This window comes from Geobacter grbiciae (assembly GCF_018531165.1).
Classification (GTDB): Bacteria; Desulfobacterota; Desulfuromonadia; order Geobacterales; family Geobacteraceae; genus Geobacter; species Geobacter metallireducens.
This window is the reverse complement of the sequence record NZ_JAHDIW010000001.1, coordinates 563,644-582,016: the sequence shown is the minus strand read 5'-3', so window position 1 is coordinate 582,016 and position 18,373 is coordinate 563,644. Positions and strand designations below refer to the sequence as shown.

General features: G+C 63.5%; 22 protein-coding genes. 8 read left to right on the top strand and 14 right to left on the bottom strand.

Annotated features, from left to right (window positions below; genetic code table 11):
- Positions 1-251 precede the first annotated feature (251 nt).
- The 8 genes from KJB29_RS02620 to KJB29_RS02585 are packed head-to-tail and all read left to right on the top strand — an operon-like array spanning position 252 to position 6,416.
- Positions 252-752: a chemotaxis protein CheW gene (locus tag KJB29_RS02620; protein WP_215733240.1), complete on the top strand. Its 501-nt coding sequence runs from the start codon at positions 252-254 to the stop codon at positions 750-752.
- Positions 753-754: 2 nt separating this feature from the next.
- Complete coding sequence (locus KJB29_RS02615) at positions 755-1,267, top strand: hypothetical protein (RefSeq protein WP_215733239.1); 513 nt, start codon at positions 755-757, stop codon at positions 1,265-1,267.
- The gene (locus tag KJB29_RS02610; protein ID WP_215733238.1) at positions 1,264-2,214 is read left to right on the top strand and encodes an NADH-quinone oxidoreductase subunit B family protein; all 951 of its coding nucleotides are present in this window, start codon (positions 1,264-1,266) and stop codon (positions 2,212-2,214) included. The genes KJB29_RS02615 and KJB29_RS02610 overlap by 4 nt, the downstream gene beginning before the upstream one ends.
- Positions 2,192-3,613 carry a Ni/Fe hydrogenase subunit alpha gene (locus tag KJB29_RS02605; RefSeq protein WP_215733237.1) on the top strand — a complete coding sequence of 474 codons (1,422 nt, stop codon included), beginning with the start codon at positions 2,192-2,194 and terminating at the stop codon, positions 3,611-3,613. The genes KJB29_RS02610 and KJB29_RS02605 overlap by 23 nt, the downstream gene beginning before the upstream one ends.
- A complete protein-coding gene (locus KJB29_RS02600) occupies positions 3,613-3,864 on the top strand; it encodes a 4Fe-4S dicluster domain-containing protein (protein WP_215733236.1) in 252 nt (83 codons plus the stop codon). Before KJB29_RS02605 ends, KJB29_RS02600 begins: the two co-directional genes overlap by 1 nt.
- Positions 3,861-4,319 carry a helix-turn-helix domain-containing protein gene (locus KJB29_RS02595; RefSeq protein ID WP_215733235.1) on the top strand — a complete coding sequence of 153 codons (459 nt, stop codon included), beginning with the start codon at positions 3,861-3,863 and terminating at the stop codon, positions 4,317-4,319. The genes KJB29_RS02600 and KJB29_RS02595 overlap by 4 nt, the downstream gene beginning before the upstream one ends.
- Positions 4,280-4,801, top strand: coding sequence for a hydrogenase maturation protease (locus tag KJB29_RS02590; protein ID WP_215733234.1), 522 nt, complete (start codon positions 4,280-4,282; stop codon positions 4,799-4,801). Before KJB29_RS02595 ends, KJB29_RS02590 begins: the two co-directional genes overlap by 40 nt.
- Position 4,802: 1 nt before the next feature.
- A complete protein-coding gene (locus KJB29_RS02585; protein WP_215733233.1) occupies positions 4,803-6,416 on the top strand; it encodes a methyl-accepting chemotaxis protein in 1,614 nt (537 codons plus the stop codon).
- A 153-nt stretch (positions 6,417-6,569) separates the two neighbouring features.
- On the opposite strand, the gene KJB29_RS02580 is transcribed toward KJB29_RS02585, so the two are convergent.
- From KJB29_RS02580 to ttcA, 14 genes are all read right to left on the bottom strand, one after another.
- Positions 6,570-6,944 (bottom strand): helix-turn-helix domain-containing protein, encoded by a 375-nt coding sequence (locus KJB29_RS02580; RefSeq protein WP_215733232.1) that lies wholly within the window; start codon positions 6,942-6,944, stop codon positions 6,570-6,572.
- The gene (locus KJB29_RS02575; RefSeq protein WP_215733231.1) at positions 6,941-7,198 is read right to left on the bottom strand and encodes a type II toxin-antitoxin system RelE family toxin; all 258 of its coding nucleotides are present in this window, start codon (positions 7,196-7,198) and stop codon (positions 6,941-6,943) included. Before KJB29_RS02575 ends, KJB29_RS02580 begins: the two co-directional genes overlap by 4 nt.
- Positions 7,199-7,308: 110 nt before the next feature.
- The gene (locus KJB29_RS02570) at positions 7,309-8,613 is read right to left on the bottom strand and encodes a pyridoxal phosphate-dependent aminotransferase (protein WP_215733230.1); all 1,305 of its coding nucleotides are present in this window, start codon (positions 8,611-8,613) and stop codon (positions 7,309-7,311) included.
- Between the two features lie 251 nt (positions 8,614-8,864).
- Positions 8,865-9,455 carry a hypothetical protein gene (locus tag KJB29_RS02565; protein WP_215733229.1) on the bottom strand — a complete coding sequence of 197 codons (591 nt, stop codon included), beginning with the start codon at positions 9,453-9,455 and terminating at the stop codon, positions 8,865-8,867.
- A 2-nt stretch (positions 9,456-9,457) separates the two neighbouring features.
- Entirely contained in the window at positions 9,458-9,922 is a 465-nt protein-coding gene (locus KJB29_RS02560) for a WbuC family cupin fold metalloprotein (protein WP_215733228.1), read from the bottom strand.
- Positions 9,923-9,929: 7 nt separating this feature from the next.
- Complete coding sequence (locus KJB29_RS02555; protein ID WP_215733227.1) at positions 9,930-10,280, bottom strand: VOC family protein; 351 nt, start codon at positions 10,278-10,280, stop codon at positions 9,930-9,932.
- 215 nt (positions 10,281-10,495) lie between these two features.
- On the bottom strand, positions 10,496-11,014 hold the full coding sequence (locus KJB29_RS02550) for a HyaD/HybD family hydrogenase maturation endopeptidase (protein WP_215733226.1): 519 nt from the start codon (positions 11,012-11,014) through the stop codon (positions 10,496-10,498).
- A 1-nt stretch (position 11,015) separates the two neighbouring features.
- Positions 11,016-11,684 (bottom strand): Ni/Fe-hydrogenase, b-type cytochrome subunit, encoded by a 669-nt coding sequence (gene cybH / locus KJB29_RS02545; RefSeq protein WP_215733225.1) that lies wholly within the window; start codon positions 11,682-11,684, stop codon positions 11,016-11,018.
- Between the two features lie 9 nt (positions 11,685-11,693).
- Positions 11,694-13,394, bottom strand: coding sequence for a nickel-dependent hydrogenase large subunit (locus KJB29_RS02540; protein WP_215733224.1), 1,701 nt, complete (start codon positions 13,392-13,394; stop codon positions 11,694-11,696).
- Positions 13,375-14,514 carry a hydrogenase small subunit gene (locus tag KJB29_RS02535; protein WP_215733223.1) on the bottom strand — a complete coding sequence of 380 codons (1,140 nt, stop codon included), beginning with the start codon at positions 14,512-14,514 and terminating at the stop codon, positions 13,375-13,377. Before KJB29_RS02535 ends, KJB29_RS02540 begins: the two co-directional genes overlap by 20 nt.
- 231 nt (positions 14,515-14,745) lie before the next feature.
- Positions 14,746-15,474 (bottom strand): ComF family protein, encoded by a 729-nt coding sequence (locus tag KJB29_RS02530; protein WP_215733222.1) that lies wholly within the window; start codon positions 15,472-15,474, stop codon positions 14,746-14,748.
- Positions 15,474-16,127 (bottom strand): lactate utilization protein, encoded by a 654-nt coding sequence (locus KJB29_RS02525; RefSeq protein ID WP_215733221.1) that lies wholly within the window; start codon positions 16,125-16,127, stop codon positions 15,474-15,476. The genes KJB29_RS02530 and KJB29_RS02525 overlap by 1 nt, the downstream gene beginning before the upstream one ends.
- Before the next feature lie 190 nt (positions 16,128-16,317).
- Complete coding sequence (locus tag KJB29_RS02520; RefSeq protein WP_215733220.1) at positions 16,318-17,295, bottom strand: 4Fe-4S binding protein; 978 nt, start codon at positions 17,293-17,295, stop codon at positions 16,318-16,320.
- Between the two features lie 203 nt (positions 17,296-17,498).
- Positions 17,499-18,272: a tRNA 2-thiocytidine(32) synthetase TtcA gene (ttcA, locus tag KJB29_RS02515; protein ID WP_215733219.1), complete on the bottom strand. Its 774-nt coding sequence runs from the start codon at positions 18,270-18,272 to the stop codon at positions 17,499-17,501.
- Between the last annotated feature and the right edge of the window lie 101 nt (positions 18,273-18,373).

Here is an 18,373-nt window from a genome sequence, read left to right as displayed (position 1 = left end):
TCGCCCTCTCCTCTCCTCAACCGCTGTTTCCTTCTCCCCGCTCCATATGTTCACATTTATTTATTATTTCTCAAAAAAACGCCTAAAGTTTCCCCATTCCCTACCGATAAGCCATACTACCTGCCCGGCAATTTCACCGCCATGACACACGAAGTCAAACTGCATTGCAGATGCGTTACCGTACCCGCCTTACGCCAAAAGACGTTTTACGAAGCCACACACAAAAAAACCGAGGAGTAAAAGGCCGACCCATGACATCGTTGTCAACTCTTGCCAAGGGGAGATCCGCTGTAGGGAAGCCCCTCCACCTGGTCGGCTTCCGGGTGGGGAATGAGGAATACTGCTTCGAGATCCTCACGGTACAGGAGATCATCCGGATAGTACCCATCACTGCCGTTCCCGACGCTCCCGAGCATGTGGAGGGGATCATCAACCTCCGCGGCAAGATCGTCCCCATCATCGACTTCCGCCGGCGGTTCCGCATAACCGGCGAACGCACCGTCGACGAGGCGGACAGGGTCATCGTCGTGACCGGCACGGGGAACGCGATCGTCGGCTTCATCGTCGATTGCGTGAGCCAGGTCATGAAGCTGCCGGCCGAGGATCTGTCGCCGGCGCCGGCGGGAGGCGCGGGGTGCGACGCCGAGGCCATCCGGGGGGTAGGCAACGTGGGCGACCGGCTCGTCATCGTTCTCGATCTGGACAAGATGTTTTCCGCCGATGAACTAACCACTTTGACAGGAGTGAGCTGACCATGTCCGACCTCATGACCACCCGCGCGGCTCTCCAGGAGACCATGACCTTCCTCGGCGCCATCGCCAGCGGCATCGAAGAGGCCATCGGCGAATCCGCCAACAGCATCACCTACCTGGCTGGCAAACGGCTCGGCATGCAGCTTTCCGCCAACATCCAGAAGACCGACGATGTGGAAGAGGCCCTGGAGGCAGTCCACAAGGTGCTCCTCGACAACAACTGCCTCTGGCACTTCGAGACCTTCAAGACCCACGACCGGCCGGCCCTGGTCCAGGCCACCGACAGCGGCGACGAGGATCTCCAGCTCGTTTTCCGGGACTGCATGATCCGCCAGTCCCTCTTCCGCTTCGGTCACCACCAGAAGGGGTCCCTCTGCACCATGATGTTCGGCTTTTTCTCCGGGGCGCTCCTGAACGTCATGGGGGTCGATTCCACCCTGGAGATCCTCCATGCGGGAGAAAACGCCTGCCTCAAGCGGCTGGTGATCCACAGGAAGAAGGGGGACGATCAGTGAGCTCCATACCCATAAACCTGGAATGGCTGAGCGACTGCTCCGGTTGCCATGTGGCCATCGTCGACCTGCACGAAAAGATCCTCGCGGTCCTGGAATCGGTCACCATCCAGCGCTGCCCGGTACTGACTGACGTGAAGGACTACCCGAAGGCGAAACTGGGGCTTGTCTCCGGCGCCATCCGGACCGAGCACGACCGCCACGCGGCCATTGAGATGCGCAAGAGCTGCGACCTGATCATCGCCTGGGGCTCCTGCGCCGTTTACGGCGGCATCGCCGGGGCCGGCAACGTCCATTCCTGCGCGGAGATCATCGACGCGGTCTACATCGGCAACAAGACCACCGCTACCCACGCTCCGCCAACGAAGGAGGTTTCGGCCCTGGAGCCGTCCGTCTCCCCTCTGGACAGCGTCATCGACGTGGACCTCTACCTCCCTGGCTGCGCACCGCACCCGGCCTTTGTTTTCGATGCCCTCCTGGCCCTGCTGGAAGGGCGTTCCCCCCGCACCGCCACCGGTGAATCGGTCTGCGCCCGGTGCCGGAGGAAGATGGAGAAGACGGAGGTTGACCGGATCCGGAAGAATTCGGAGGGGGTCCCCGACCCGGACCGCTGCTTCCTGAGCCAGGGATACCTCTGCATGGGATCGGTGACCCTGGACCGCTGCATGTCCCCCTGCCCCCTGAACGGGATACCGTGCAGCGGCTGCGCCGGCGCCACCATGCAGGTGCTGGCCGAGCCCAACCGCGACATCCGCACCGAGATCGCCGAGCGGATGTCGCGCCTGACCGAGATCCCCCGGGAAGCCATCGTCCGGGAAATCGAGAGGACGGCCAAGACCCACTACTCCTACACCATGGCGACCCCCATGATCGGCGAGAAGCCCACCTTCCTGATCCAGAAATGGACCGACGAGGAACGAGACGACTATGAACAAGACCATAACCATTGATCCCGTCACCCGCATCGAGGGGCACGCGCGGGTCTTCATCGACCTGGACGATGCGGGGGGGCTCAAGTCTGCCGGACTCGTGGTGAACGAGCTGCGGGGGTTCGAGAAGATTCTGACCGGCATGGATGCGGACCGGATGCCCCTCGTCACGGCCCGCATCTGCGGCGTCTGCCCCACGGCCCACCACCTGGCCGCCACCAACGCCTTGGACAATGCCGCGGGGGTGGAGCCTCCGCCGGCCGCGCGACTGTTGCGGGAGCTCATGTACATGGGGCACCTGATCCACTCCCACTGCCTCTCCCTCTTCGTGCTCCAGGGGCCCGACCTGGTCCTGGGGCTCGACGCCGACCCCGCCATCCGCAACGTGGTGGGGGTGGTGCAGGCGGTCCCCGACATCGCCAGAAAGGCCCTCCAGTGCCGCTCCATCGGCCAGAAGATCAACGAGCTGGTGGGGGGACGGGGAACCCACCCCGTCACCTCGGTGGCCGGGGGGATCGCCTTTGTGCTCGACGCCGACCGGGAGCGCCAGCTGAACGCCTGGATCACGGAGGCCCACGGGCTCGTGCTGGAACTGGCGCCAGTGGTGAAGCAGCTCCTCATGAAGATGCTCGACACCCACCCGGCCATGCTGGAGCAGTGGATCATCCCGGCCTGGAGCGTGGGCACCGTCAAGGCCGACGGCACCATCGCCCTGGTGAACGGCGAGATCCGGGCCGTGGACGAGAACGGGGCCCGGAAGGCCCAGTTCCCCACCGCCGACTACGACACCCACCTCTCCGAAGCGGCGGTGGAGTTCTCCTACATGAAGCAGGTTGCCTTTGTGGAGGATGACAGCCGCCACGACTACCGGGTCGGCCCCCTGGCGCGCCTCAACATCTCCGACCGGTACGGCACCCCCCTGGCAGACCAGGAGCGGGAAGAATTCATCCGGACCATGGGCCGCCCCTGCCACGCCAACGCCCTCCAGCCCTACGCCCGACTGATCGAGCTCCTCTACTGCACCGAGCGGGCAAAGGAGATCATGGCATCGTCGGAGATCCACGGCGAAACCCGGGTGCCGGTCAAATTTTCCGGCGGCCGGGGAGTGGGGCACGTGGAGGCTCCCCGGGGAACCCTGATCCACGATTACGAGATCGACGAGAACGGCATCGTCCGCGCGGCGAACCTCATCGTGGCGACCCAGCAGAACTACGCCCTCATCAACACCATGATCGCCCAGGCCGCCACCTCCCACGTCATCAACCGCCCCGACGACCAGGCCCTGCTCAACGCGGTGGAGTTCGGCATCCGCTGCTACGACCCCTGCCTTTCTTGCGCCACCCATGCCCTGGGGGCCATGCCCCTGGAAATCGTCGTGAACCGTGCCGCAAAACCCCATGTCATCAGGAGGAACTGCTGATGGTCGAGATCAAGCTCCATGAAGAGGCGTGTCGCGGCTGCAGGATGTGCGTGGACATCTGCCCCACCAAGGTCTTTGCCTTCGACGAGGAGAAGCGGCTTTGCGTAGTGGAGCACCGGGACGACTGCATCGCCTGCCTGAGCTGCGCCTGCCTCTGCCCCTCGGGGGCGCTGCGCCACGAGGATTATCACGTTGTGAAAAACTTCTACCGGGACCTGGCCTTCTGCGCCAAGATGGAGAAATTCATATGAGCACCGCGACCACGGAACAGGTCACCCTTGAGGACCACGTCAACGCCGCCACGGAGGTGGCCTTCCTCCTGGATATCTTCGCCGCCACCGTCGACACCATCATGGGGGGAGCCACGGCGTCGGTGGGGAGGATCGCAGGGCGGGAGATGGCGCGCAAGCTGCCGGTCCACCTGACGAACCCCACCCTGGAAGAGGTCGTGGAGATCCTCGCCTCACGAATGAAGGCGGGGTACCAGTTCCGGCTGGAGGGGGAAGGGACGGAGCGCACCCTCCTCTTCGACCACTGCGTCCTGCGGGAGGTCTGCGCCAAGCGGGGGCTCACCATGGGGACGGCCCTCTGCCGCCTCTTTCACGCCTACCTGGACGGGATTCTGAACGAGCTTATCTGCCGTCCGGTGAAATCGGAGGTCATCTCATGCGGGGATCAGTGTCGCTTGAGCCTCAGGACTCAGTAACGTCCGGCAGGGTCGTAGTGGTCTGTGTGGGCAACGACCTGGTGGCCGACGACGCTGTGGGGTTCGAGGTCTACCGGAGGCTGACGGAATCACCCCTGCCGCCGGGAGTAACGCTCCACTACGCGGCCGTGGCGGGGATTGATCTCTTGGACTACCTGACCGGCAAAGAGTCTGCCATGATCGTTGTGGACGCGGTCCAGTTCGGCGCGCCAACGGGAACCATCCACAACCTCCGGTGGGATGAGCTTCCCGATTTCGGCGCCGGGGCCATATCGGCCCATTTCATCGGCCTGAAGGAAACCATAGACATCGGGAGGTTCCTCTACCCGGAGCTGATCCCGACAACGGTTTTGCTGGTGGGGATCGAGGGGCGCCGCTTCAACCAGACCCGCGACGCTATGTCGTCGGAGGTGGCCGCCGCCATCGAACCCGCCACCGCCTCCATCCGGAACCATCTTCACACTCTCCGCCAAGGAAACTGACATGAAGAAACCAGTTGCCACCCCAAACGCCGAAGAGACAAAGCCGACGCTCCACAGCGAGATCCAGAGGCTCGCCGAAGCCATGATGAACGGAAGCCTCGACGAACGGGGCGACCCGGCCCAATTTGCCGGTGACGACGCTGCCCTGGTCCTCACGGTCAACCGAATGCTGGACACCCTCGTGACCCCGCTGCGCCTGGCCGCCGGCGCCATCGACGAGATCGCCCACGGCAGGATCCCACCCTTCGTCATCGACGACTATGCCGGGGAGTACAACACCCTCAAGCGCAACCTCAACACCCTCCTGGCAACGCTGTACGGCCTCGACAGCGAGACCCGGCACCTCATCGGCAACATCGGCGAGGGACGACTCCAAACCCGGGGCAACGATTGGGATTTCGAGGGGATCTGGCGGGACCTCATCAGGGGGGTGAACGGCACCCTCGACGCGGTAATCGACCCGGTGAACGAAGCCGGAACCGTCCTGCAGCGCCTGGCCCAATACGATCTGAGCGCCCGGATGCGGGGGAAGTACCACGGTGAGCATGCCACCATCAAGAAGGCCATGAACGCCACGGCGGAATCCCTCCACTCCGCCGTGACCCAGATGGCGGAGACGGTGGACCTGGTCTCCGCCGTCGGCGAGCAGATCGCCGCCAGCAGCCAGACCGTCACCGCGGGAACCCGGGAGCAGGAGACGCAACTCACCGAGGCGGCCAGCGTCCTCAATCACATCGCCGACACCTCCCAGAAGAGCGCCAAAAACACCGCCGACGCCCGGCAGGTGGCCCAGCAGGCCGCCGAGTCCATCGGCACCGCCAAGACCGTCATGGACCAGATGCTCCACGCCATGGGGGAGATCCGCGGCTCCGCCGACAACACCGTCGGCATCGTCCAGCAGATTGACGCCATCGCCAAGGAGACCGACAAGCTCTCCTCCAACGCCACCAGCAAGGCGGCCTTGATCCGCTCCTCGGCCAACGGCTTCAGCGTGGTCGCCTCCGAGGTGCGGAACCTGTCGAAGCGGTGCGAGGAGGCGGTCTCCCGGCTCCACGACTTCCGGCGCCGGGTCACCTTCACCCCGAACGCGGGCACCGACGGCACCACCGATCAGTTGGTGAGTGAGTATCTCGACCTCATCCACGACCTGAAGAGCGTCGCCTCCAACTCCGGGCTCCTGGGAGTGAACGCGGCCATCTCGGCGGCCCACGTGGAGGGGGCCGGCAACGACTTCCAGGTCCTGACCGAAGAGATCCGAGAACTGGCCAAGCGCTCCACCGACGCGGCCAAGCAGACCGACACCCTCATCAGGACATCGGTGGACCAGGCCCGCAAGGGAGAGGACCTTTCCCGGGCAATCGACGGCCACCTCACCACGGCGGTGACCGGGGCATCCACCATCAACTCCCTCACCGACGAAATCTCCCAGAGCAGCCAGGAGCAGGCCAGCGCCATCGAGGAGATCAGCTGCTCCGTCACCCACATCAACGAGGTCACCCGACAGAACGCCGCCTGCGCCCTCTCGTCGTCCGAAGTGGCCCAGGGGCTGGGGCAGCAGGTGACGAAGTTGTCGAAGATGGTGAGCAAGTTCCGGCTGGCGAGGGCGGGGGGTTAATAGACGTTCGACATATAAAGGGAAAAGGGGGAGCCGACTGTTAGCTCCCCCTTCTTTGTTACTCGCAGGCCCCGTAAATCGGGCGTCATGCAATAATGTGTTTTCTTAACTTCTTCCCGCCCCTCCTTTGGAGATATCTTTTAATATTGCCCATCAGTCAGTCAACACATCAAGGGGGACATCGAGGGAACGAGCTAGTGCCGAAAGCGTCTCAACCGTACCCTGGCGCTTGCCGGTTTCGATTTGCGACAGATACGGCTTGCTGATTCCCGCCCGATTCGCAAGCTCCTGCTGCGTCAAGCCGCGATGTTCACGCCACAGTTTTATCGGTGATTCTCCCGCCAATTCGCGACGCACAATATCGTCAGGCACCAGAAACTCACGGCCGGCGGCATAGGCTTCATGGAATTCGGCGACAGCATGGGCATCGGCTTCGTCTTCGAGCAGTTCCAGGAAATGCTGGTAATCCGCATAGGGAATCACCGCGAATTCAGGACGACCATTTTTTTCGATAATCTGTGCTTTCATTGGTATACATCTCCCCGGGGCGCGATTCTGACCACTGCTATCAAGAGGGCATTTTCGTGGACAAGGTACACGACCCGCCAATCCCCTACCCGCAACCGATACCCCGGATGGTTCGTGAGTTTTTTCACGTTATTGTTGGGCGCCATCGGGGCAATTGCCAATGCCTCGACCTTTTCCATGATGAGCCGGGCCGTATTGCGCGGCATGGCCTTCAGTGCTTTTCGGGCGGCCTTGGAATATTCGATCGAGAACATGGCATTATGTTAACATAATGCTAACAAGTCAGCAAACTTTTTTCAACGTAAAAGGGGGAGCTGGCTACCAACTCCCCCTTTTACGTTGCTACCGTTCATTGCGACGCCCTTCAGGACTTCAGATACTCCGCAATTTTCTTCGCCAGGGTCTGGTAGATCCGGAGACACTCGGCCTCGTCCTTCTCCAGGAGGGTCACCCGGAATCCTTGCAGCGGCGTATTGAAGGAGGAGAGGGGGACGATGCAGATGCCGGTGCTGGCCAGGATGTAGTAGACGAACCGCTTGTCCGGGGAGACGCCGGGGGCGTTCACAAGCCCTTCAACCAGCTCCCGCACCTCGGCGTTCGCGATGGGGAGGGATTGGCGGTTGGTGAGGAGGCCGTCCCGGAAGGCCACCGACATGTAGAAGGCGCCGTTGGTCCGGTTCACCATGAGTTCGGAAACTTCCCTGAGGCAGTCGAAGGTGATGGTGCTCATCTTCTCATAGCGCCTGATCCGCTCCTGGAGGTAGGTCTGGTACTCAGGGTGTTTCATGATGGCCGGGATGCACTTCTGCGGCAGAGTGGTGGAGCAGACCTCGTTCATCTTGGCGGAGAGGATGGAGTTGATGTACTTGCGGAACTGGTCATCCTTCGCGCCGTTGTAGACCTCGATCCAGCCGCAGCGGGAGCCGGGCCAGGGTATCTCCTTGGAGATCCCCTTCATGGCGATGGCCGGCACGTCGCCGATGACGTCGGAGATGGGGACGGTGGTCTGGCCGTTGTAGGTGATGTTGTTGTAGACCTCGTCGGCGATGATGAAGAGCTCGTATTTCCGGGCGATAGCGACGATCTTCTCCAGGGTCTCCCTGGAGAAGACCATGCCGGTGGGGTTGTCGGGGTTGATGAGGAGGATCCCGGAAATCTGCGGGTTGTACCGGACGTGATTCTCCATGTCCTCCAGATCGGGGAACCAGTTGTTGGCCGGGTCAAGCCGGTAGCAGACCGGCGAGGCCTGGGCGTGGGCCGCCTCGCCGATGGAGTGGGTGGTGTAGGTGGGCGACGGCATGAGGATGCGGCTTTCGTGGCGGAGGTTGCCGTAGACCGTGGAGATGGCGTCCCCCAGGCCGTTGAAGAAGATGATGTCGTCGGGGGTGATCCGGGCGCCGCCCCGGTTGTTGGTGAGGCCGCAGATGAACTCCCGGGTCTCCAGGACCCCCCGGGTATGGCAGTAGCCCCAGGTGTCGTTCTCCATCACCTCCTGGGCCACGATCTCCTTCATCCAGCGGGGAATCTCCTCCCCCTTGACGATCGGGTCGCCGATGTTCTCCCAGTTGATCTTCACCCCGTGCTTCTGGAGCTTCTCCGCCACGTTGACGATGTTGCGGATCTCGTAGGTCAGTTCGCCCGCTCCGGGCGTCACCAGTTCGTTTCTCACGTCATCTCCCTCTTTTCTCTCTGTTGGTGATGGTCCTGAAAATGGTAAAGGCCGTGGGAGGTACCCACGGCCTTTGATGATACACGAAGCGTTACGACGCCTCCTCACACGGCAGCGGGTTCCCCTGCGGCGACGGACGCCGCGGCGATGATAGCTCGTGCTGCGATGGCGATGGAAACGGTGTTTTTCTTCATAGGGGTCTCGAATAACACAGAAAGTCGCGGGGCGTCAACGATTTTTTGCCGCCCCCGTCACTCCAGAGCGATGAGGAGCCGGCCATCCTCGTCCCGCCACCGCAACCATCCCACGACAGCCAGATCCAGAAGCACCTGGATCCGATCCCCGTCCACGGAGATGATCCTGAAGCTCCGCTCGGGGGTGAGGGGTTCCAGATCCGGCACCGTATCCCCCCCGCTTCCCCAGAGAAGGTACAAGGGTTTCTTGAGTCCCCGCAAGAGCCGCGCCTCCCTTCCCTTGAGCAGCTCATCCCACGAAACGAAGGGCCACGCCCGACGGGGCTTCAGCCATGCCGCGCGCCCGGCGTCATCGTAAATGACCTTCAGCCACCCTCCCTTGCGGGCGGTGACCACAAGGGGAAACTCACCGGACGGAATCTTGTGGGGAATTGCCAGATGGGGCAACGACGCAGCGCTCTTTTCGGCGACCCGGCCGATCCCCGGCTCCCCGTAGAGGATGAGCTGAGGGGGAGATGGTTCACCGGGAATGGCACCAACCAGAAGAACGCCTATCCCCGTGTCGGGGCGGGGAGGAGGCGCCGCACCGGATACCACTACGAAGAGAGCAACACAGATGACCGGCAGGATCGTACGGATGAAGGCCATGGTCAGCAAAAGAGTGCCACAAGTGACGCGTGGTAGGTGCCGGCTCCCCCGTCCCCCTCGGCAGGAGCCCAGGAGGCCTTTTCCCCGTCGGCAAGGGGGAGGTACGGTCCGGCCTTGGCCTCGAAGAAGACCGTGCCGGCTTCAAGGCTCACGACGGTGTGAAACTCCCCGTGGGGGATGTCGACAGCCACCGCATCGCGGGGTTGGAGGAGACGGGTGCCGGTCACTGCCCCCGCCACGTCGAAGGAGACGACGCCGAGCCGCCCCCGCAGGATCACCATCGACTCGTCCTTGTTGGGGTCCAGGTGCCGGTGAGGCTGAATATAGGAGCCGGGCTCCATGGCGTTCAGAAGCCGGTGGCAGCAGAAATCGTCGCTGGGGTGGAGGTTGTGGTTCTTCCGGAGACGGGCGCTGCCACGGGCCTCGCCGGTAACCTGATCGAGAAGCTCCCGGGTGATGATCTTCACGGGAGGCCTACCGGTCCGCGAGGGCAAAGAGGTTGCCGTCGGGATCGGCCACCACCGCCATCTTCCCCCAGGGGCTCTGTTCCAGGGGCTGTTCAAACCGGACGCCCGTATCGGTCAGCTCGCGGCAGAAGTCGTCGATATCCTTCACCCGCAGGGTGATGCCGGTGTGGCGCCCTGCCAGGGCCGCGGCCTCGTCGGTGAGGGCCATGGCCACCCCGAGGGTCGCGCCGCCGGAGAAAAACTCCATCATCGTCACCCCCTCCTGGGCCAGGGGGAGCTTCAACTGCTCCTTGTAGAACCGTTTCGCCGCCTCGAAATCGCGGACAAAGACCACCACGTTCTTCATCGCTTCAACCATGGGAGACCTCTCTGAATGATGTTTCGCGTACCGTCCGAACATAGCAGAGAGGGGCGTTCGCGGCAAGGGGGAACCGCCGGGCCCCCAACGGGAAGGGGCGCCCGCACCTGCAACGGTCCGGACGCCCCTTCACCTCATGAAAACGTCAGCATGAATAACACAGAGCAACTGAGAATTTATCAAAAACAGTCTGAAAGGTTTTTCCCAGATTTTGCTCAGTTGCTCTGTTGCTCAGTGTTTCGAGTGCATTTTTCAGGATCAAGCGGCTCGGGAACCACTCCCCACAGGGCAAGCTCCGCGAGGACCTTATCCACAAGATGGTCCACCTGCGCCGCCACCGCCGGCGTGAGCTCCATCCCCAGTTCCACCGACTCCGGCTGCACCCCCCACAGGACCATCTCGACGGGACAGCTCCCCTGGAACTCGGCCACGGCCAAAAGATCCTGGAGCCCCATCTGGTGGGGCGAAAGCTTGGTCCGGAAGGCCACGGGAATCTCCTCCCCTGCCAGCCTTACCACCGTCCCCGGTGGCCCGCCGGTCTCCACGGCATCCACCAGGAGGAGCCGCTCCACGCCGTCCAGGTAAGGGAGCAGGTCGAGGCCGAGGGTGCCGCCGTCCATGACCGTCACTCCTTCGGGGAAGCGGCACCCGTCCATGAGCCGCTGCGCCACTCGCACGCCGGCGCCGTCGTCGGTCATGATCAGGTTCCCGATGCCGAGCACGAGAATCGACACCCTACTCCCCCCGCTTCACCGGCTTGTAGCCGCCGAAGATGCTCGACATGACCCCGCCCCGTTCCTTCACGTCCATGAGCCAGGCGCTGTAGATGTGATGGATGGAAAAGGCGATGAGAAGCCACATGCCCATGTGGTGGGTGAGCCGCATCCCCTGGTTGCTGAAGAGGGCGTAGAGCGGCGTGAGGAGAACTCTCATCATCCCGCCTGGCGCGTGCTCGGCATCGAGGGCGAATCCGGTGCCGGCCATCACCAGATAGAGGACAAAGACGAGAAGGTAGGTGGCTCCGGCCAGGGCGTTGTGGCCGGTGGGATGGGGAACCTTCCGGGAGAGAAAGACGTAGTAGAGGAACATCCGCCCCATGTCGCGCCGCCCTTCGGGATAGATGAACGGGACAAACTCCCGCCACCCGGCGTAGCGGTTCCCCGCGAAGGCCCACCAGATGCGGCTCGCGATACTCACGGCAAAGGCATACCCTGCCGTAAGATGCACCACCCGCACCCAACCCATGACAAAGTCGGCGGGAACGAGCCCCAGGGTCCTGGGGGAGCCGATGTAGAAGCCGGTGACCGAGAGGACGATGATGGCGATCACGTTGACCCAGTGGGTCAGCCGCACCGGGACCTCCCAGACGTACTTTTCGTAAAGACAGCTCCGGTTCCGTGCCATGGCGACCTCCTACAGGACCTTGACGCTCACCAGCTCGCCGCCGCGGGGATCGACCACGTGGACGGCGCAGGCGAGGCACGGATCGAAGGAGTGGATGGTGCGGAGGATCTCCAGGGGCTTGTTGGGATCGGCCATGGGGGTGCCGACCAGGGCCGCCTCGTAGGGGCCCCGCTGCCCCTTTTCATCCCGAGGTGACGCGTTCCAGGTGGAGGGGACCACCGCCTGGTAATTCTCGATTTTCTGGTCCCTGATCCTGATCCAGTGACCGAGGGCCCCCCGGGGGGCGTTGTGCCAGCCGTACCCCGCCGTCTCCCGGGGCCAGGTGGCGGGGTCCCACTTCTCGCCGTTGTGAATCGCCAGATCGCCGCCGGCCACGTTGGCCACGAGCATGTCGAGCCACTTGGGAAGTTCCTGCGCCACCAGCAGGGTCTCGATCCCCCGGGCCGCGGTCCGGCCGAGCGTCGAGAAGAGCGCCTCCGGGCCGACCCCCAGCTTGCCGAGGACCAGCTCCACCGCCCCTTTCGCCCCCTGGTGCCCCGCGGCGTAGGCCACGAGGATGGTGGCCAGGGGGCCGGTCTCCATCGGCTTGCCGTCGTAGCGGGGGGATTTCACCCATGAGTACTTCTTGTCCGTGTCGATCATGTCGTAGGGGGGCGTGGGGCCGGTGTACCGCGCCTCGGTCTGCCCGTCCCACGGATGGACCCCGGCGTCCCCCCCCTCGTACCAGGAGTGGGCCACGCTCTCGGTGATCTTTTGCTGGTCGATGGGATAGACCCGGGAGAGGTCCTTGCCCAGGATGATCCCCTGGGGAAACCAGAGCTTTTCCGGCTTGCCGCTGTTGTCCAGCGGGTATTCGCCGTAGGAGATGTAGTTCCCCACCCCCCCGCCGATTCCGGCCCACTCCTTGTAGAAGGAGGCCACCGCCAGGAGATCAGGTATGTAGACCTTCTCCACGAACGCCTTGGCCTTTTTGAGGAGCTGGGCAATCTCGGCGATCTTGTCGGCGTTGAGGGCGTTCTGGGAGTTGGGGTCCACGGGGATCGCCATGCCACCGACGAGGAATGTCTGGGGGTGGGGGTTTTTGGAACCGAGGATGGCGTGGATCTTGATGACCTCCCGCTGCCAGTCCAGGGCCTCCAGGTAGTGGGCCGTGGCCATGAGGTTCGCCTCCGGCGGCAGCTTGTAGGCCGGGTGCCCCCAGTAGGCGTTGCCGAAGGGGCCAAGGCGCCCCTTTTTCACGAAGGCGGCCACCTTGTCCTGCACCGACTTGTAGTAGGTGGGGGAGTTGAGGGGCCAGTCGGAGAGGGAGGCGGCCAGGGCCGCGGTCTTTGTGGGGTCGGCCTTGAGAGCTGAGACCACGTCCACCCAGTCGAGGGCGTGTAGGTGGTAGAAGTGGATCACGTGGTCCTGCACCACCTGGATGCCGATGATGAGGTTCCTGATCAGCTCCGCGTTCAGGGGGACGCGAATATTCAGGGCGTTCTCCACGGCCCGGATGGAGGCGATGGAGTGGACCGTGGTGCAGACGCCGCAGAGGCGCTGGGTGAAGTACCAGGCGTCCCGGGGATCGCGCCCTTTGAGGATCTTCTCGATCCCCCGGAACATGGTGCTGGAGCTCCAGGCATCGGTTATCTGCCCCCCGTTCACCTCGGCCTGGATGCGGAGGTGCCCCTCTATTCTCGTAATCGGGTCAACGACGATCCTGGCCATGGTCTACCCCTCCTTCCCCGTCGGATTCATCTCCCTTGCGCAGCGCGCTCACCACCCCGTGGATGCCGAAGGCCGCCGCCGTGGCCGCAGCGACGCCGAGGCCGATCTTGTCGGCCGTGGCCTCGATGCCGAAGCCGGGAACGTTGGGAAGCCGCCGGTAGAAGGGGGTCATGGTGTCCCAGAAGTGGGGCTCGGAACAGCCGGCACAGCCATGGCCGGATCCCACCGGCCAGCTCGTCTTCTCGTTGTAACGCTGGGTCGGGCAGTTGTGGAAGGTTTCGGGGCCCTTGCACCCCATCTTGTAGAGACAGTGGCCGGCACGGTGGGCCTGGTCGCCCCATTGCTCCACGTACTGGCCGGCGTCGAAGTGGGGGCGGCGTTCGCAGTTGTCGTGAATCCGCTTGCCGTAGGCGAAAAGGGGGCGTCCCTTGCTGTCGGTGGCCGGGAGCTTGCCGAAGGTGAGGATGTGGACCACGGTGGCCACCAGATTGTCGGTGTTGACGGGGCAGCCGGGAAGGTTGATGACCGTGGCGCCGGGGACCGCGTCCTTCACCCCCACGGCGCCGGTGGGGTTGGGGGATGCAGCCGGGATGCCGCCGTAGGAGGCGCAGGTGCCGACGGTGATGGTGGCCATGGCGCCGCCGCAGACCTCCCGGGCGATGTCCACGGCCGATCTCCCGCCGACGCAGCAGTAGACGCCGTTGTCCTTCATGGGGATCGCCCCCTCGACGACGGCGATGTACTTGCCGCTTCGCTCCTTGAGGGTCTTGAGACGCGCTTCCTCGGCCTGGTTGCCGGCGGCGGCCATGATGGTCTCGGCATAATCAATGGAGAGGACGTCGAGGACGATCTCGCCCACCGTGGGGTTGGCGGCCCGCAGGAGCGCCTCGGTGTCGCCGGTGCAGCTCTGGAACTCCAGCCAGATCACCGACGGCCGGCTGTCGCTCTCCAGCGCCTCGGCAATGCGCGGCGCCAGGGAGACCGGCAGGGCCAGGGCCGCCGACATGGCGGTGCAGAACTTCAGGAAGTCGCGCCGGGATACCCCCCGCTCCTCCCAGGGCCCCGACGTGCCGGAACAATACTGCTTCATCTCGTCATGCTCATCACCATTCTTCGCCATGGACATTCCTCCCCGGACAGAATACAGCGTGACATCACCACAACGAACGGCAGACCGCATACATCGACTTTATAACGATATTCTCTTATGTCAAATCACTCCAACCCCTATATTTGTCAAGTTAATTTTATATAATACTCCGCAATTCAAGTAGGCTTATGAGAAGACCATTCACGATACCATAACGATATTTCCTTGACTGCGGACATGCCTCTTCTTGAGGCCGTCGGTCTAGCGCCCCGGCGGAGCCAGTGCAACCGTGGTGACGAATACAGCCGAGGCGCCGGCATCCTTGAGCACCCGGGCGCATTCCGCCACCGTGCTGCCGGTAGTGACAACGTCATCCATGAGGAGGACACGCCTTCCCGCGATGCCGGCGGAACCGGAAACGGCGAAGGCCCCACGGACGTTGGCCCGACGCTCCCGGGCGGAAAGGGTCACCTGGGCAACGGTGGGACGGACACGGTGGAGGGTGTGCCGCAGGAGCGGCAGGCGCCACTCGCGGGACAGAACGGCACCCATGAGAACCGCCTGGTTGAACCCCCTCTCCCGCAGACGCGTACGGTGGAGGGGGACGGGAATGATTACATCGGGGGCAACGGATTGGACAAAGGGGGTGAGATGCCGAATGGCGAGGAGGGCCAGGGGGCGGCGCAGGTGGACCTTGTGGCCGTACTTGTGGCGGTGGATCAACTCCTGGAGAGGACCGTCGAAGAGGAGCGCTCCCCTGGCCCCATCGAAGGGGGGCGGGGTGAGCATACAGGAGCCGCAGAGGTGGTCGATCCCCCCCTCGGTCCGGTGAGGTACGCCGCAGACCGGGCAGAGGGGGGAGGTGATGGGGGTCATGGCCCCGAGGCAGGCATCGCAGAGATGGAGCGGGCCTGCCCCGGGCACCGGTGCCTTGCACAGGTGGCAGAGGGGCGGGAAGAGGACGTCGAGAAACGCCCGGAGGAGCTCCACTAGAACCCCATCTCCTCGTTCACCACCAGCACCCGCAGGTCGGTGAGGCGGGGCTTGCGGTCGATGACCGTGGTGATGCGGCAGATCCGGTCGGGGGAGTTGCAGTCGGAGCAGAAGCCGGTGGTGCCACAGGGGGTCTTGTAGTTGAGGCGCCGGGCGTTGGGAGGGGAGGCCCACTTCTTGATCCGGTCGATGGCCTCCTGGACGCCGCCGTCCACGATCTTGTTCCGGCCGGCCACGACGATCACCTTCCTGGGCCCGAAGAGCATGGAGCCGACCCGGTTGCCGGTGGCGTCGATGTTCACGAGCCACCCGGAGAGGGTAAGGGCGTTGGTGCCGGTAAGGAAGAGGTCGCAGGTGAGCTGGCGCCGCATGATGGCCACCCGCTCCTCCAGGGAGAGCCCCGGCGCCCCGTGGATGAGGAGTTCCTTCCCCATCTCCTGGATTCGTTCGATCACCTTCAGGTCGGCAACCGACATGGAGCCGCCAAAGCCGACGCTCTCCGCCTCGGCCGCCTCGGCCACGATGTAGTCGAGGGCCTCCTGACCGGTGCCGCAGTAGACGGCGGTAAAGCCGTTCTTCTCCAGGGATGCCACCGCCTTGCGGCATTTCTGCTCATGGGTCCAGCTGACAAGTTCTGTGGTGAGTGACATGGGTGAAACTCCTTTCAGTAATCCTGGAAAACGGCATTTAGAATAACACGGAGCAACGGAGCAACAGAGAAATCAACACCTTAACCCAACTCTTTTTGGACTGTGCATAAAAACGTATTGAAAAGTTTTTCCTCGAATTTTTCTCCGTTGCTCAGTTGCTCTGTGTTTCAAATGCTTTTTCCTGGCTGATTCATGGCCCCAGAAGCCGCATATACTCGGCATAGGGTATCTGCGACGTCCAGTTCCCCGAGGCACGCCCCACTACCGATCCACCTGCAACAATGAGCACCACCAGCACCGCGAAAAGGATGGCGTTCACCGCCACCTTGCGGCCGGTCAGCTTCATCTCCAGGGCTCCCATGGCCCGGCAGTGGCTCACGCAGCGCCAGCAGCCGATACACTCCTCGGACATGACCCGCTCCTTGCTCATCACCGGGATGTAGGAGGGGCAGACCTGGGTGCAGACCCCGCAGGAGACGCAGGTCTTTTTCTCCCGGGTCACCTTCACCGGCGAGAGGACCGACACGAGCCCCAGAAGCGCCCCGTAGGGGCAGAGGTAGCGGCAGAAGGGATTCCGCACCGGGAGCGACAGGACCAGGAGCACCACGATCACCGCGAGGGGAATCCCCGACAGGTGGAGGAAGAAGTCCAGGAGCCGCACATCGGCCACCTTGTTGTAGTCGGAATGGATGAAGGCCGTGGCCGCCTCCGGTGTCATGGCCCAGAGGATGGAGTAGAGGAAGAAGAGGAGGAGCAGATACTTGATCCCCCGCAGCGCCACGTCCAGCCACCGGGGGGGGCGGATATTACGCCTGAAGAGCACGAATCCCCGCTTCCAGAAAAGCTCCGACAGGGTCCCCACCGGGCAGATCCAGGAGCAGAAGGAGCGCTTGAGCAGCAGCGACACTGCCACCACGGTGACGAAGATCACCACCGACGCCGGATGGATCGGATTGATGACGCCGCTCTCGACCCAGTCCTTCACCCCCAGGAGACCGGCGATGGGGAGGAACCCCTCGACCCCGTCGGCCCGGGGAACGAAGGGGGCAGCCCCGCCGGTGCGAAAGTGGCTCACGAAGAGGAAAAGCCTGACGCCCAGATAGACCATGAAGAGGAGAAATCCCCACTGGATGGCAATCCTGAGGGGCTGCACGTAGCGCTTGCTCACGCCGTTGCTCCTTGAGACATATTGTGTCGCATAACTGCGGTATCCTGTCACCATCGAACCAAAGGAGGATACCATGGAACCCATCGTTGTCTTCGGCGTCGGCCTCGTGGCCTGGGGCGCCTATATCTGCATCGTGGACATGATCCGGGACCGGGCACCGGCCCGCAGCGCCAAGCGGGAGACGGCCCGGGCAAAGGCTGTCGTCAGGGGACCTCGCAGACCCGCTGCAGCTCCCGGTCGAGGAGGTGCCGCGGCTGCACGTTGGCCAGTGCCCGCAGAAGGCTCCGCTTGACGGCGGGATTCTCCCGCTCCAACTCCTTCAGAAGCTCCTTCATCCGCTTGCGCTGGATGTCGGCCTTGCCGCAGACCGGGCAGCAGCAGCAAACCACGGGAAAGCGGTTCTCCCGGGCAAAGGGGATGATCTCCCGCTCCTCCACGTAGACCAGGGGGCGGATCACCGTGGTCGCGCCGTTGTCGGCCAGCATTCGCGGCGCCATGGCCTTGAGGGTCCCCACGAAGAACTGGTTGAGGAGGAGGGTCTCCACGAAGTCGTCCAGATGGTGCCCCAGGGCCAGCTTGTTGCAGCCGTGCTGCTGAGCCAGGGTGTAGAGGACGCCCCGCTTGAGCCGGGCGCAGATGGAACAGTAGGAGGAGCCGGGGCGCCGCTTTTCCTTGATGATGTCGTAGTGGGTGGTGGCCTCCACGTGGTGGCTGAAGCCATGCTCCTTGAGATGGGCAGCGATGACGTCGCTGCGGAAGCCGGGGTACCCAGAGTCGATGGTAAACGCCACCAGATCATACTTCACCGGCGCCCGGCGCCGGAGCGCCTCCAGGATATGGAGGAGAGTGTAGGAATCCTTCCCCCCCGAGACCGCCACCGCAATCCGGTCCCCTTCCTCGATGAGGTTGAAGTCGGCGACGGCCCGGCCGACCCCGTTCTTTATTTTCCGATACCGCTTTTCGTCCACAAACTCCACGGATTCCTTCTCCTTCCACAATTCGGCTACGGTACCCCACCGGCCTTGCCCAAGTCAAGACAGTGTGCCCCTCCCTTTCCCTTGTTCCCCCGGGACCGTCC

Excerpts from the sequence above, each read along its gene's own strand:
- KJB29_RS02620 (WP_215733240.1), top strand. The coding sequence starts at position 252 with ATGACATCGTTGTCAACTCTTGCCAAGGGGAGATCCGCTGTAGGGAAG.
- KJB29_RS02615 (WP_215733239.1), top strand. The coding sequence starts at position 755 with ATGTCCGACCTCATGACCACCCGCGCGGCTCTCCAGGAGACCATGACC.
- KJB29_RS02605 (WP_215733237.1), top strand. The coding sequence starts at position 2,192 with ATGAACAAGACCATAACCATTGATCCCGTCACCCGCATCGAGGGGCAC.
- KJB29_RS02600 (WP_215733236.1), top strand. The coding sequence starts at position 3,613 with ATGGTCGAGATCAAGCTCCATGAAGAGGCGTGTCGCGGCTGCAGGATG.
- KJB29_RS02595 (WP_215733235.1), top strand. The coding sequence starts at position 3,861 with ATGAGCACCGCGACCACGGAACAGGTCACCCTTGAGGACCACGTCAAC.
- KJB29_RS02590 (WP_215733234.1), top strand. The coding sequence starts at position 4,280 with ATGCGGGGATCAGTGTCGCTTGAGCCTCAGGACTCAGTAACGTCCGGC.
- KJB29_RS02585 (WP_215733233.1), top strand. The coding sequence starts at position 4,803 with ATGAAGAAACCAGTTGCCACCCCAAACGCCGAAGAGACAAAGCCGACG.
- KJB29_RS02580 (WP_215733232.1), bottom strand. The coding sequence starts at position 6,944 with ATGAAAGCACAGATTATCGAAAAAAATGGTCGTCCTGAATTCGCGGTG.
- KJB29_RS02575 (WP_215733231.1), bottom strand. The coding sequence starts at position 7,198 with ATGTTCTCGATCGAATATTCCAAGGCCGCCCGAAAAGCACTGAAGGCC.
- KJB29_RS02565 (WP_215733229.1), bottom strand. The coding sequence starts at position 9,455 with ATGGCCTTCATCCGTACGATCCTGCCGGTCATCTGTGTTGCTCTCTTC.
- KJB29_RS02555 (WP_215733227.1), bottom strand. The coding sequence starts at position 10,280 with ATGGTTGAAGCGATGAAGAACGTGGTGGTCTTTGTCCGCGATTTCGAG.
- cybH (WP_215733225.1), bottom strand. The coding sequence starts at position 11,684 with ATGGCACGGAACCGGAGCTGTCTTTACGAAAAGTACGTCTGGGAGGTC.
- KJB29_RS02540 (WP_215733224.1), bottom strand. The coding sequence starts at position 13,394 with ATGGCCAGGATCGTCGTTGACCCGATTACGAGAATAGAGGGGCACCTC.
- KJB29_RS02535 (WP_215733223.1), bottom strand. The coding sequence starts at position 14,514 with ATGGCGAAGAATGGTGATGAGCATGACGAGATGAAGCAGTATTGTTCC.
- KJB29_RS02525 (WP_215733221.1), bottom strand. The coding sequence starts at position 16,127 with ATGTCACTCACCACAGAACTTGTCAGCTGGACCCATGAGCAGAAATGC.